Source organism: Terrilactibacillus tamarindi (assembly GCF_009718825.1).
In the GTDB taxonomy this organism is placed as follows: domain Bacteria; phylum Bacillota; class Bacilli; order Bacillales; family Sporolactobacillaceae; genus Terrilactibacillus; species Terrilactibacillus tamarindi.
On sequence record NZ_WNHB01000008.1, the window covers coordinates 21740 to 35456 of the forward strand.

At 38.3% G+C, this 13717-nt stretch carries 12 protein-coding genes and 1 pseudogene; 12 read left to right on the plus strand and 1 reads right to left on the minus strand.

All coding sequences use genetic code 11. The features are described from left to right. The first annotated feature begins 53 nt into the window (after positions 1 to 53). The 6 genes and pseudogenes from accD (at position 54) to GMB86_RS06530 (ending at position 5398) form a co-directional block, all read left to right on the plus strand. On the plus strand, positions 54 to 926 hold the full coding sequence (gene accD / locus GMB86_RS06505; protein WP_155217912.1) for an acetyl-CoA carboxylase, carboxyltransferase subunit beta: 873 nt from the start codon (positions 54 to 56) through the stop codon (positions 924 to 926). Continuing rightward, positions 911 to 1891 (plus strand): acetyl-CoA carboxylase carboxyl transferase subunit alpha, encoded by a 981-nt coding sequence (accA, locus tag GMB86_RS06510; RefSeq protein ID WP_329602786.1) that lies wholly within the window; start codon positions 911 to 913, stop codon positions 1889 to 1891. The genes accD and accA overlap by 16 nt, the downstream gene beginning before the upstream one ends. A gap of 172 nt (positions 1892 to 2063) precedes the next feature. Further along, positions 2064 to 3023, plus strand: a complete 960-nt coding sequence (pfkA, locus tag GMB86_RS06515) for a 6-phosphofructokinase (protein ID WP_155217914.1) — start codon at positions 2064 to 2066, stop codon at positions 3021 to 3023. Positions 3024 to 3042: 19 nt separating this feature from the next. Beyond that, positions 3043 to 4458 (plus strand): annotated as a pseudogene (pyk, locus tag GMB86_RS06520) (pyruvate kinase); the annotation flags it as partial. A gap of 132 nt (positions 4459 to 4590) precedes the next feature. Next, entirely contained in the window at positions 4591 to 5010 is a 420-nt protein-coding gene (locus GMB86_RS06525) for an acyl-CoA thioesterase (protein ID WP_155217918.1), read from the plus strand. Positions 5011 to 5014: 4 nt separating this feature from the next. Further along, positions 5015 to 5398, plus strand: coding sequence for an FxsA family protein (locus GMB86_RS06530; protein ID WP_196220140.1), 384 nt, complete (start codon positions 5015 to 5017; stop codon positions 5396 to 5398). 9 nt (positions 5399 to 5407) lie between these two features. Here GMB86_RS06530 and ytvI read toward each other — a convergent pair whose 3' ends face one another. After that, a complete protein-coding gene (gene ytvI, locus GMB86_RS06535; protein ID WP_155217922.1) occupies positions 5408 to 6556 on the minus strand; it encodes a sporulation integral membrane protein YtvI in 1149 nt (382 codons plus the stop codon). Positions 6557 to 7034: 478 nt separating this feature from the next. On the opposite strand from ytvI, the gene citZ reads away from it, so the two are divergent. The 6 genes from citZ (at position 7035) to pstB (ending at position 13659) form a co-directional block, all read left to right on the plus strand. Continuing rightward, positions 7035 to 8168 carry a citrate synthase gene (gene citZ, locus GMB86_RS06540; RefSeq protein WP_155217923.1) on the plus strand — a complete coding sequence of 378 codons (1134 nt, stop codon included), beginning with the start codon at positions 7035 to 7037 and terminating at the stop codon, positions 8166 to 8168. A gap of 93 nt (positions 8169 to 8261) precedes the next feature. Next, positions 8262 to 9530: an NADP-dependent isocitrate dehydrogenase gene (gene icd, locus GMB86_RS06545; protein ID WP_155217925.1), complete on the plus strand. Its 1269-nt coding sequence runs from the start codon at positions 8262 to 8264 to the stop codon at positions 9528 to 9530. A gap of 296 nt (positions 9531 to 9826) precedes the next feature. Further along, entirely contained in the window at positions 9827 to 10732 is a 906-nt protein-coding gene (locus GMB86_RS06550) for a phosphate ABC transporter substrate-binding protein (protein WP_155217927.1), read from the plus strand. 249 nt (positions 10733 to 10981) lie between these two features. Next, positions 10982 to 11950: a phosphate ABC transporter permease subunit PstC gene (gene pstC / locus GMB86_RS06555; RefSeq protein ID WP_230459022.1), complete on the plus strand. Its 969-nt coding sequence runs from the start codon at positions 10982 to 10984 to the stop codon at positions 11948 to 11950. Further along, positions 11947 to 12834: a phosphate ABC transporter permease PstA gene (pstA, locus tag GMB86_RS06560; RefSeq protein ID WP_155217929.1), complete on the plus strand. Its 888-nt coding sequence runs from the start codon at positions 11947 to 11949 to the stop codon at positions 12832 to 12834. Before pstC ends, pstA begins: the two co-directional genes overlap by 4 nt. A gap of 12 nt (positions 12835 to 12846) precedes the next feature. Next, complete coding sequence (gene pstB, locus GMB86_RS06565) at positions 12847 to 13659, plus strand: phosphate ABC transporter ATP-binding protein PstB (RefSeq protein WP_155217931.1); 813 nt, start codon at positions 12847 to 12849, stop codon at positions 13657 to 13659. Positions 13660 to 13717 lie beyond the last annotated feature (58 nt).

The following is a 13717-nucleotide window of genomic DNA, read 5'->3' on the forward strand; positions in this document are numbered from 1 at the left end:
TAAGGCATATGACAGAAAAAACGATTATTTAAAAGATTAGAGGGTGTATCTATTTGTTAAAGGACTTTTTTATAAAAAAGAAAAAGTACGCAACCGTTCCCTCCACGAAATCAAAAATTGGCGTACCTGAAGGCATTATGAAGAAATGCCCAAGTTGTAAAAAAATCATGTATGCCAAAGAGCTTCAAAAATATTTATATGTTTGCCAATCATGTGGTTATCATTATCCCGTGAGTGCTTTTGAAAGAATTGAGATGCTTCTTGATCCAGAATCATTCATTCCTTTCGATCAAGACTTAGTCTCAAAGAACCCACTCGATTTTCCAAATTATCTGGAGAAATTAGAGAAAGATAAGGAAAAGTCGGGTCTTAATGAAGCGGTGGTCACGGGAAAAGGGAAAATAGAGGGATATGAAACGGCTTTGGCTATTATGGATTCAAACTTCAGAATGGGGAGCATGGGTTCCGTTGTCGGAGAAAAGATTACAAGAGCGATTGAATACGCTATGGATCATCGTCTCCCTATCATTATTTTCTCCGCATCTGGAGGAGCGCGTATGCAAGAAGGAATCCTTAGCCTTATGCAAATGGCTAAAACAAGCGCTGTTCTCAAACAATTTAGCCTTGCTGGCGGATTATTCATTTCTTATATGACACACCCAACAACAGGTGGTGTCACAGCTAGTTTTGCCTCATTGGGTGACTATAATTTCGCTGAACCAGGTGCTTTAATCGGATTTGCTGGTAGACGAATTATTGAACAAACGATTCGTGAAGAATTACCAGATGATTTTCAGAAAGCTGAATTTCTTTTAGAGCATGGGCAACTCGATAAGGTCATTCCACGAAGCAAGATGAAAGAAACCTTAGCAACTGTTCTATCAATTCACACTAAAGGAGGTGATGAACAGTGGCACCGGGATTAGAATTTGAAAAGCCAATCAATGAATTAAAGGCAAAAATAAAAGAACTTAATCAATTTATGGATGAAAAAGGGATTGACTTAACGGATGAATTGAATCATCTAAAGAAGCGTCTCGACGAGGTGGAAAAAGACACGTATAGTCATATGACACCTTGGGATCGTGTACAAATCGCGAGACACATGGAACGTCCAACGACACTTGATTATATTTCTTTTCTTTTTACAGACTTTATCGAATGTCATGGTGACCGATTATATGGCGATGATGCGGCTATGGTTGGTGGCATTGCTAGATATCGGGGACTTCCTGTGACGATCATCGGTGAACAGCGTGGACGTGATACTAAAGAGAATCTAAAAAGAAACTTTGGTATGCCACAGCCAGAGGGTTACCGGAAAGCCTTACGTTTGATGAAACAAGCCGAGAAATTCAATCGTCCTATCGTTACATTTATTGATACAAAAGGCGCGTTTCCTGGAAAAACGGCTGAAGAGCGTGGACAAGGCGAAGCTATTGCAAGAAACTTGCTTGAAATGGCTGGACTTAAAGTTCCTATCGTCTGTATCGTGATTGGTGAAGGGGCAAGTGGTGGAGCACTTGCGATTGGTGTTGGCGATCAAATTCTAATGCTAGAGAATTCATGGTACTCTGTTATTTCTCCTGAAAGTGCAGCTGCACTTTTATGGAAAGATGCAAGTCAAGCTGAACGAGCTGCACAAACGATGAAAATCACAGCACCAGACTTAAAAGAGTTTGGTATTGTAGATAAAGTTATTCCGGAAGTTTTAGGTGGTGCACATCATGATCCCAAAACTCAAGCCAATATTATTGATGAATACCTTAAAGATGCACTATCATCACTTATTCAACTGAATGGTGACGAATTGGTTCATCGGAGATTAGAGAAGTATCGTGCCATTGGTGATTATTCTCTTGTTAAGGGTAACATCTTAAGCGAGAAGTGATAAAGACAATCTAAGGTAGATGTTGGGAAAAATCTAGATTGTTTAGCTTTAATTTTGGGAATGATAGAATGGACTAGTAAAAACATGGGGTATTCTGTCAATATCATATGCTTTGATTTTCGGGGCATCTCAAATAGCAGTGATGATTATAATAACTCCTGGGGTGATAAAAATGAAAAAAATCGGTGTATTAACAAGTGGCGGCGATTCACCTGGAATGAACGCAGCTGTTCGAGCAGTTGTAAGAAAAGCTATTTTTCACGGTCTAGAAGTATATGGTATTTATCAAGGGTATAAAGGTCTTATTGACGGCCACATCGAAAAACTTGAAGTTGGTTCAGTTGGGGATATCATACACCGCGGAGGTACGATTCTTTATACTGCTCGTTGTGAAGAATTTAAAACTGAAGAAGGCCGAGCTATAGCGATCAAACAACTTGAAAAGTTTGGAATAGAAGGTCTTGTGGTCATTGGTGGAGATGGTTCTTTCCAAGGCGCAGTTAAATTAACAGAACTTGGTTTCCCTACGATCGGCGTTCCAGGAACGATTGATAACGATATTCCAGGAACAGATTGGACCATAGGTTTTGATACCGCACTTAATACGGTTATTGATGCCATTGATAAAATTCGTGATACGGCGACGTCGCATGAACGTCAATTTATTATCGAAGTTATGGGAAGAAATGCTGGAGATATCGCATTATGGTCAGGTGTGGCTGACGGTGCAGAGAGCATTCTTATTCCAGAAGACACAAGTACCATTGATGATGTTGTCAACCGTATTGAACAAGGCAAACAACGTGGTAAAGAACACAGTATCATCATTGTTGCAGAAGGCGTTGGTACAGCTAGTGATGTTGCCGCTGCTATCAAAGAAAAGACAGACATTGATACACGAGTGACGGTACTTGGTCATATTCAACGTGGTGGATCACCTACAGCATTAGACCGAGTGCTTGCAAGCCGATTAGGCGCAAAAGCAGTAGAATTATTAATTGAAGGCCAACAAGGACGTATGGTTGGTATTCAAGAAAACAAAATTGTACACCATGATATACTTGATGTACTAACCAAAAAACATGAGATCTGCAAAGATATGATCTCTCTAGCAAAAGAATTATCTATATAATTAACGGAGGTTTTATGATATGAAAAAAACAAAAATAGTTTGTACGATTGGACCAGCTAGTGAAAGCGTAGATAAACTTGTCGAATTAATTAATGCAGGAATGAACGTAGCACGTTTAAATTTCTCCCATGGTGACCATGACGAACACCGTGCAAGAATTGAAAATATCCGTGAAGCCATAAAAATCACTGGTAAAGACGTCGCTTTACTACTCGATACAAAAGGCCCAGAAATCCGTACAGGTGATATGGCTACAAAAGAAGTTCTTCTTGAAAAAGGAACAAACGTGACTGTATCAATGGAACCTGTGTTAGGAACAAAAGAAAAATTCTCTGTTACATACACAGACCTTGTTAATGATGTCAATGTAGGATCAAAAATTCTTTTAGATGATGGTCTTGTTGAACTAGAAGTTACAGGTAAAAGTGACTCTGAAATCTATACAACTGTATTAAATACAGGAATTCTTAAAAGTAAAAAAGGGGTTAACGTTCCTAACGTTAGCGTAAATCTCCCAGGTATTACTGAAAAAGATGCAAATGATATTATTTTCGGTATCGGCGAAGGCATTGAATTTATCGCTGCTTCTTTCGTACGTCGTCCTTCAGACGTTCTAGATATTCGTAATCTCCTTAAAGAGCAAAATGCTGAACACATCCATATCTTGCCTAAAATTGAAAACCAAGAAGGTGTAGATAACCTCGACGCTATTCTTGAAGTATCTGACGGCTTAATGGTAGCTCGTGGTGATCTTGGTGTTGAAATTCCACCAGAAGATGTACCATTGGTTCAAAAAGAAATGATCAAAAAATGTAATACTTTAGGAAAACCAGTTATTACAGCAACTCAAATGTTGGATTCTATGCAACGCAATCCTCGTCCAACTCGTGCCGAAGCAAGTGACGTAGCCAATGCGATCTTTGATGGTACAGATGCTATTATGCTTTCTGGTGAAACGGCTGCCGGTGACTGGCCTGTAGAAGCTGTTACAACAATGAAAAATATTGCTGAAAAAACAGAAACTGGTCTCGACTACGCTGCAATGCTTAATCGTTTAAGTAAAGAAAGTGATACAACAGTCACTGATGCTATTGGTCAAGCTGTTGCCCATACTGCTTTAAACCTTAAAGTAGCAGCGATCGTTACATCGACAGTTAGTGGACATACAGCTCGTGTTGTTTCAAGATATCGTCCTGAAGCACCAATTATTGCCGTAACGAGCGATGAACACGTTGCTAAAAAACTTTCTCTTGCTTTCGGTGTATTACCAGTATTGTCTGAACCAACTGAAACAACAGACGATATGCTTCGAATTGCTGAGAAAAAAGCGCTTGAATCTGGTTTAGTGAAAGAAGGAGACGTTATCGTCATTTCAGCTGGTGTACCAGTATCAAAACCAGGTACAACGAACTTAATGCAAGTGCACGTAGTTGGAAGCAACAGCTAATTCAGAAAGTCAATAGGCGTATGATCCCAGATCTTTAACATTTTTGGGGACTCATGCTATAGTTAAGGGAGGATGCTTTTTGCATCTTCCCTTAAATTTTTTTATTGGATGGTGTTTGCCATGTCTTCATCAAAAACGGAAATCACGGTCAGATATAATGAAACAGATCAAATGGGTATTGTTCACCATAGCAATTACATTAATTACTTTGAAGTTGCAAGATGTGATTTCATTCATTTAATTGGACAAACATATAAAAATCTCGAAGCCATGGGTTTTATGCTTCCCGTGTTACACGTTGACTGTCACTACCGCTCTCCAGCAAAATATGATGACCAAGTCATCATAGAAACCAAGATCAAGGAGTACAACGGTGTTCGAATGACTTTTGAATATGTTGCCTATCGAAAGGAAGATGAAACCGTACTTGTACATGGTTCAACTTCTCATTGTTGGACTGACAAGAATCTTAAACCAATAGCATTAAAGAAAAGCTCACCTGAATTGCATGAGCAACTACTACAGATGATGAAGGATTAATATGATGACGCTAAAAAAATGGCTCCTGCTTCTTTTTCTCTTGCCTATTTGTGATATCATTCTGGTTATATTCATTAGCCATGCCATTGGTTTTTTATCTACTTTGCTATTACTCGTTACTTCTTTTCTGTCGGGCATCTGGCTCATTAAACGTAAAGGAACACAAGTTTTTCGCTCCTTTCAACGGGAAATTCATGAACGACGGGTTCCAAATGATTCTTTATTCGATAGTCTATTTATTATTCTCGGGGGTCTTTTGTTAATTATACCGGGGTTTTTATCCGATATTCTTGCGTTCCTTATGTTAGTTCCCCCATCTCGAGCGGTCATAAAGCGAAAATTAGCAAGGTGGCTTCGTGAACGTTTTACCTTCTATCGACGTTATTAGAGAGCGATGTTATTTATAAGGATCATCTTGATAGCCAATAATATAATTCCAAATGTCTCTCACCACATGCGTCGTAATAAGTGCTTTAACAATAACCACCGTTACAGGGCCTAGAATAAGCCCAAGAAAGCCGAAAAGCTGAAAGCCGATAAAAAGTGAGATTAAGGTTGCAAGTGGATCTATCCCAATGGCATCTGATATCACTTTTGGTTCCATTAACTGTCTTTGAATAATCACAATGGCAAACAAGAGACACAGTCCGATACTTAATGAATAGTTTCCCATTAAGAAACAATATAAGATCCAAGGTATGAAAATAAAACTAGTCCCTAAATAAGGGATCAGATCGATTAGCCCAATCATTAAGGAAATCGAAAAGGCATGTTCGACATGAAGAGCAAAAAGACCAATAAAGACAATGACAGCTGTAATTGATATAAGGATACATTGGGCTCTTATAAAACCGACCAGAGCGTCTTTTAGCTCCGCATATATTTTAATGATATGGTGATCAATTTTAGGTGTCGTAATGACGTGTACATAACGTGCAAATCGATTCCAATCTTTTGATATGAAAAAAGTAGCAAGAAAAATAATAATCGCCGTTGCTAATATACTCGGCAAAGAAATGATAAAGTGCCCTAAACCGTTGATTAACTTGGACCCTATATCCGCAATGGTTATGGCACTTTTTTGACTAATAAGTTGAATATTATGTTCAATTGCCAATTGTTGTGATTGAGACAGTGCCTGATAGTAGTGTGTTGTTCTTTCCCAAATAGGTAGTATATGTAAGAAGAAAAGATCTTGTATCGATTGAATTAATAGTTTTATATGTAAGGGCAGCATATGATTTAAATACGTTAGACCACTCATCACTTGAAAAGCAAGCAATATGATAAGGCAAGTCATGACTCCGAACATTATAATAAGAACCATTAATGTAGCTAATCCTCTAGGGCATCTCACCTTCCTCTCAAAAAAAGACACCATTGGATTCAACAAAAATGATAATACAAAAGCGATAATAAATGGATAGGCGAATTTAGTAAAGATTAAGAAAAGTAAACCAATACATATGAATATAATTAAAATAAAAAGGGCCCGCATTCCTATAGCTGCAAACTTGATCAATGGATTTATCTTGTTTGAATGCATGCTTCCCCTCCTTCAAGCCAAACCAAAATGAAAAATGAAATCACGAGTCCATTCATATAGGTACGCTTATCTAAAATGTAGTTTAAAAAAGATAAAATATACCTACTTTCTTGTAAAATAAACGTTTTCTATAATTCTTGATTTTATGTATCAATAAAATGTTTTCGAAAAAGTTTCACAAATCCAATTTTAACGTTTATAATTAATTAATATACTCCATGTAATGAAATTGAGTACTCTATGTAATAAGCAATACCTTACTTTTTTTATCCGCTCCGTAAGACTCCATATCAATGAATGTAGATGGAGGTTAACGGATCCTTAATTATTCATTTCTGTGGTTTGTGAAAGCACACTACACATAATGGTGATAACAATACAAGTTAAAAAAAACCAGGTTCTGTATCATAGCGTTATTATTTAACTGTTTTCACAAGCAATGGAACATAAAACTAATGAAAGCAGGGAGTTGAAGATGATGATGAAAACAAGAGGATTAGAAGGCGTCGTAGCTACTAAATCAAGTATTTGCTCAATTAATGATGGTGTATTAAGATATAGAGGTTATAATATTGATGAATTAGCTGAATGTTCGACATTTGAAGAAATTATCTATTTACTTTGGTATGGTCGATTACCTTTAAAAGATGAATTAATGGCTTTAAAACAAGAATTAAATGACCACGTAGATGTTCCTTCTGAGATGTTTCGACAATTGAAAGCTTACCCAATCGAACATACCCATCCGATGTCTGTTTTACGGAGTGCCGTATCAACACTTGGTATATTTGATGCCCACGAGGATGAAATGAATGAAACAGCAAATAAAGCTAAGGCTCTCAGATTACAGGCCAAAATTTCAACTATTGTCGCTGGTTTAGGGAGAGTAAGGCAAGGAAAAGAACCTATACCACCACGTCATGATTTAAGTTTTGCAGCCAACTTTTTATATATGTTAAACGGGGAATTACCATCTGAGATTGAAGAGAATGCCTTTAACAGAGCTTTGGTTCTTCATGCTGATCATGAATTAAATGCCTCTACTTTTACTGCTAGAGTGTGCGTGGCAACATTATCGGATGTTTATTCTGGAATTACGGCAGCTATCGGGGCATTAAAAGGTTCATTACATGGCGGTGCTAATGGACGTGTCATGAAAATGTTAGAAGAAATCGGTTCAGTTGATCGCGTTGAAGCGTATGTTGATCAGGCATTAAAAGAAAAAAGAAAAATAATGGGCTTTGGCCACCGTGTTTATAAAAATGGAGATCCACGTGCAAAGCACTTGAAAGATATGTCTTATCAATTAACTCGATTAAAAAATGAACCTAAATGGTATGACATCTCTATTAAATTAGCAGATATTCTACGTGAGAGAAAAGGACTCCTTCCTAATGTCGATTTTTATTCAGCAAGTGTCTATCACTGTTTAGGGATAGAAAATGAATTATTTACACCCATTTTTGCTGTGAGTCGAACGGCAGGGTGGATTGCTCATATTTTTGAACAATATAACGATAACCGGTTAATTAGACCGCGTGCCTTATACATTGGTCCAGAATCAATGCCGTACATTCCTATTGAAGAGAGAAACAAGGTTGATATCATTTAAATAAACGGTTTAAAGTAATCGTAATCAATAGATTTCATTTTTAGTAGATTTTTTTATGCTATAGGCTATCCATGGAAGGAGAATGACGTATACATGACAAACGGTGAACACATTCAGTTTAAAAATGGGGAACTTCAGGTTCCCAAGTTTCCTATTATTCCTTTTATCGAAGGAGATGGAGTAGGGTCTGATGTTTGGGCTGCGGCATCACGCGTAATCGATGCAGCCATTGAAAAAGTCTATCACGGTGAAAAGAAAATTATCTGGAAAGAAGTCTACGCGGGTCAAAAGGCTTTTGATAAAACAGGTGAATGGTTGCCAAAGGAAACGTTAGATGCCGTACGAGATTACTTAGTGGCGATTAAAGGCCCTCTTGCGACACCTATTGGTGGCGGGATACGGTCATTAAATGTGGCTCTCCGTCAAGAGCTCGATTTATTTACCTGTCTTCGCCCAGTACGTTACTTTAAAGGCGTGCCATCACCGGTCAAAGCACCTGAGAAAGTTAACATGGTGATCTTTAGAGAAAATACGGAAGATATTTATGCAGGGATTGAATTTCCAAAGGACTCCGAAGAAGTTAAACGATTGATTTCATTTTTGCAAAATGATTTGCAAATATCGAAAATACGTTTTCCAGAAACATCAGGGATTGGGGTGAAACCTGTTTCCGAAGAAGGAACATCTAGGCTTGTCCGAGCAGCGATTGACTATGCTCTTTTAGAAAATAGAAAGAGTGTGACCCTGGTACATAAAGGGAATATTATGAAATTTACAGAGGGCGCCTTTAAAACATGGGGATACGATGTTGCCGAAAATCAATTTGGTGACAAAGTTTTCACGATGAGACAGTACGATGCGATTGCAAAAGAGGCAGGTACAGATAAAGCAAGTCAGGCTTTGCGGGAAGCAGAATCACAAGGTAAATTAATTGTTAAAGATGTTATTGCAGATAATTTCTTGCAACAAATCCTGATACAACCGGAAGCTTACGATGTTGTCGCGACATTGAACTTAAATGGGGATTATATTTCAGATGCTTTAGCTGCTCAAGTTGGCGGAATCGGCATATCTCCAGGGGCCAATATTAACTTTGAAACAGGACATGCTATTTTTGAAGCGACACATGGCACAGCTCCTAATCTAGCAGGCCAAAATAAAGCCAATCCTTCATCATTATTACTTTCAGGTGTCATGATGTTAGAACAGCTTCAATGGCATGAAGCTGCAGAAAAAATTACGAAGGCCATAGAGAAAACAATTTTATCAAAAGTCGTCACCATTGACTTTGCTCAAATTATGGATGACGCACAGGAAGTAAGTTGTTCAGCCTTTGCCGATGCGTTGATTAAACATCTGTAAAAAAACGTGTCATTATAAAGCTAAAATAATCGATTGAAAAGGATAGTGATTAAAGGCTTATGTCTTTAATGTCACTATCCTTTTTTTGTTATGGCGGATTATGGACCAACAAAACATCCATAAGAGATTAAACGGTAAGCTAGTACTAACTACTAATCACATCATTTTTCTCACAAGAACTAAGATCTTTACAAAACATTTACACGCCATTCAAACGCCATTAACGATTCCCCTTTATAGTAAGAGTATAAGATATCAAATAATAAATAACACACAGAGAAAAGGGGACATTCTTAATGAAACAGAAAAAGTGGATCGCATTAACAGCCATTCTCGTATTATCTTTAATCTTAACCGCTTGTGGATCGAAAGATACATCACCAGGTCAAACTAACACGGATACGAAGAAAGAAGAGTTATCCGGTAAAATCGTGATAGGCGGATCAACGGCCTTGCAACCATTAGCTGCTGCAGCTGCTGCGGAGTTTATGAAGGAACATCCTCAAGTTCAAATTGAAGTTCAAGGCGGCGGAAGTGGTGCTGGACTAAGTGAAGTGTCTAACGGAAACTTTGACATTGGTATGTCTGATGTCTTTGCCGAAAGTAAAAGTAATATTGATGCAAGTCAATTAAAAGATTATAAAGTAGCTGTCGTTGGTATGACTGCTGCTGTAAATAAAGACGCAGGAATTAAGAAACTGTCAAAAGAAGATTTGATTAAAGTGTTTACAGGAAAAGTAAAGAATTGGTCTGAAGTTGGTGGGAAAGATGTGAAAATTACGCTTGTGAATCGTCCTGATGGATCTGGTACGAGAGCGACTTTTGACGAATTTGCATTAGATAAACAAACTCCAGCTGAAGGAATTACCCAAGACTCTTCCAATACAGTTAAGAAGATTGTGAATGAAACACCAGGCGCTATCGGTTATCTTGCTCTATCCTATTTCAACGATGATTCTGTCGTTAAACTCGCCATTGATGGAACGGATGCGACCGAAGATAACGTGGCTAGCGGCAAGTTTCCAGTTTGGGCCTATGAACATATGTACACAAAAGGTGATCCAAAACCTGTAGTTAAAGCCTTCATCGATTATATGATGGCAGATCCAGTACAATCAAATATCGTTCCTGCACAAGGATACCTCAGTGTCACTAAAATGCAAGTTGAACGCGATGCTGAAGGTAAACTAACAAATAAATAATCGGCATATGTCTTCGCCCAACGGTTAAAGACCAAAATTCCTCGCATAGGGGATTGGTCTTTTTCCTGAGAATGGACATAACTCCCTCACTCAGGTACTTATAAAATATAAAAAGTCAGGGTGGGGGAAACGTCCTGTGTTGTGATGGATGAACCTGTAGGCTACCATCTTGAGGGAATGTTAGTCTCCATGATTTAAATGTTTCGTCTCTGTGATATATGAAATATTTAGGGTAAAAGGGGTGTGAAAATGGAAAATAAATCTGTCGTTATTCAGATGCAACCTAGTCCAAATAATGAAGGACGATCATTAATACAAAATAAAAAGAAATGGACGTCGATTTTTAATAGAAACAGCGAATGGCGTGGAAAGATATGGATCTATGGTAGTGCAATAGTTGTTATCTTAAGTGTCATCGCCATCACATTGTTCTTAACGGTTCAGGGTTTACGTTCATTTGTGGTCGATCATATTAATGTGATTGACTTTATAACGGGAACAGAATGGTATCCTGACCGGGCTGAAAATCCTTCTTATGGTGCATTGCCGTTTATTTTTGGTTCCTTGACAGTCACTATTTTAGCAGCGATACTCGCAGCTCCTTTCGCTATCGGCAGTGCGTTATTCATGACCGAGTTAGCTCCAAAATGGGGTCAAAAAGTATTGCAACCGGTGATCGAAATTCTGGTTGGTATCCCATCGGTTGTATATGGATTTATTGGCTTATCTGTTATTGTTCCTTTTATGCGGACGCATGTTGGTGGAAGTGGATTCAGTTTACTTTCAGGAGCACTTGTTGTTGGGGTCATGATCTTGCCTACGATAACGAGTATTTCAGCCGATGCTGTGCGAGCTGTTAGTCATGATCTGCGTCAAGCTTCTTATGCACTAGGAGCAACAAAATGGCAAACGATTTATCGTGTTGTTATCCCTGCTGCAAAGTCGACGTTGTTGACAGCCATTGTTCTAGGTATGGCAAGGGCTTTTGGTGAAGCACTAGCCGTTCAAATGGTCATCGGAAATGCTCGTAATTTACCTAATGCGATATCAGATCCGTCAGCTACATTAACAACGATCATCACCCTAAGTATGGGCCATTCAACGACAGGCAGCGTCCTAAATGACGTCCTTTGGTCATTAGGCTTGGTCTTGCTTATTATTTCCTATGGTTTTATCTTACTCATTCGTTTTATTTCTAGAAGGGGGCAGATCTCATGACGAGCAAAATTACCAATCGAATTGCACTCACAGTCATTGTCTTATGTGCTCTCGTGATGACTGCAACACTCGCTGCATTATTAGGCTACATTTTATACCATGGTTTATCAGCTATATCGCTATCCTTTTTAACAAAAGACTCTAGCTCATTTCAAGCTGGAGGTGGAATTAAAAATCAACTTTGGAACTCATTCTATATTCTTTTTGCGACCATGCTATTTACAGTCCCATTAGGATTGTGCGGCGGAATCTATCTATCAGAATATGCTAAACCAAATAAATTGACGCAATTTATCCGTTCATGTGTTGAAGTTCTCGCTTCTTTACCGTCTATTGTCGTTGGGATGTTTGGTCTTCTTATCTTTGTTAATTATTTTGGCTGGCAATATTCGATTTTGTCAGGTGCACTCGCGCTAACCGTATTTAACTTACCTGTCATCGTAAGGGTGACGGAGGATGCCCTGCAATCCGTTCCAAGAGAACTTAGAGAAGGTGGTCTAGCCTTAGGAGTCACTCAGTGGCACACGATAAAAACAATTGTCGTACCAGCCGCGTTTCCTGGTATCTTAACAGGTATTATTTTATCTGCTGGACGTGTTTTTGGTGAATCAGCAGCCCTTTTATTTACAGCTGGATTATCAACGCCAAACCTTGATTTTTCTAACTGGAATCCAATGAGTATGACATCACCTTTAAATCCATTTCGATCAGCGGAAACTTTATCCGTTCATATTTGGCAAGTAAACACGGCGGGAATTACGCCTGATATTCAAACCATTGCCAATGGATCATCTGCCGTACTCGTACTCTGTGTACTAGGATTTAATTTATTCGCACGAATGGTTGGTAAATTCATTGACCGAAAATTAACAGGGAAAGCATAAGGAGGAATCGCGATGAATCAAGTATATGTTAAGCAAAATGTAGAGGAGTCTCATCAAAATATGAAAAAAGCATCTCCGGTTCTTGAAGTCAAAGACCTCAATATTTACTATGGTGAGCATCATGCGGTTAAACATATCACGATGCCTATTGAAGAAAAATCCATTACAGCCCTGATTGGCCCTTCTGGATGTGGAAAGTCCACTTTTCTAAGAACCATCAATCGGATGAATGACTTGATTCATGGAGCACGAAGTGAAGGTGAAATTCTATATGGTGGAATCAACCTTCTTACGCCAAAAGTGGATGTTGTTCAATTGAGAAAGGAAATTGGAATGGTCTTTCAAAGACCCAATCCTTTCCCAAAATCGATTTATGAAAATCTTGTCCTTTCATTAAAATTCTCTGGAATCCGTGATAAAAAGAAATTGAAAGACATAGCGGAGGATTGTCTTCGTAAAGCGGCATTATGGGATGAAGTCAAGGATCGATTAGATAAATCGGCGCTTTCGTTATCAGGCGGTCAACAACAACGTTTATGTATAGCAAGAGCCCTTGCATTAAAACCAAAAGTCCTTTTATTAGATGAACCATCCAGTGCATTAGATCCTATATCAAGTAGTAAAATTGAAGAATTATTGCTTAAGCTAAAAGAGGAATACACGATTATTATTGTGACTCATAATATGCAGCAAGCGGCACGTATTGCAGATAAAACAGCCTTCTTCTACCAAGGTGAACTGATTGAATACGGTAATACAGACCAAATGTTTACTCATCCTGCCGAGAAAAGAACAGAAGATTACATCTCAGGGCGATTCGGGTAAGCGTATAAGTATAATTTTTGAATGCAACTCATAAAAATTTAGATATTGTATAAAACTT

Bases quoted from the DNA above. Each gene is read 5' to 3' on its own strand.
- pfkA (WP_155217914.1), top strand. From the start codon at position 2,064: ATGAAAAAAATCGGTGTATTAACAAGTGGCGGCGATTCACCTGGAATG.
- GMB86_RS06525 (WP_155217918.1), top strand. From the start codon at position 4,591: ATGTCTTCATCAAAAACGGAAATCACGGTCAGATATAATGAAACAGAT.
- GMB86_RS06530 (WP_196220140.1), top strand. From the start codon at position 5,015: ATGACGCTAAAAAAATGGCTCCTGCTTCTTTTTCTCTTGCCTATTTGT.
- ytvI (WP_155217922.1), bottom strand. From the start codon at position 6,556: ATGCATTCAAACAAGATAAATCCATTGATCAAGTTTGCAGCTATAGGA.
- citZ (WP_155217923.1), top strand. From the start codon at position 7,035: ATGATGAAAACAAGAGGATTAGAAGGCGTCGTAGCTACTAAATCAAGT.
- icd (WP_155217925.1), top strand. From the start codon at position 8,262: ATGACAAACGGTGAACACATTCAGTTTAAAAATGGGGAACTTCAGGTT.
- GMB86_RS06550 (WP_155217927.1), top strand. From the start codon at position 9,827: ATGAAACAGAAAAAGTGGATCGCATTAACAGCCATTCTCGTATTATCT.
- pstC (WP_230459022.1), top strand. From the start codon at position 10,982: ATGGAAAATAAATCTGTCGTTATTCAGATGCAACCTAGTCCAAATAAT.
- pstA (WP_155217929.1), top strand. From the start codon at position 11,947: ATGACGAGCAAAATTACCAATCGAATTGCACTCACAGTCATTGTCTTA.
- pstB (WP_155217931.1), top strand. From the start codon at position 12,847: ATGAATCAAGTATATGTTAAGCAAAATGTAGAGGAGTCTCATCAAAAT.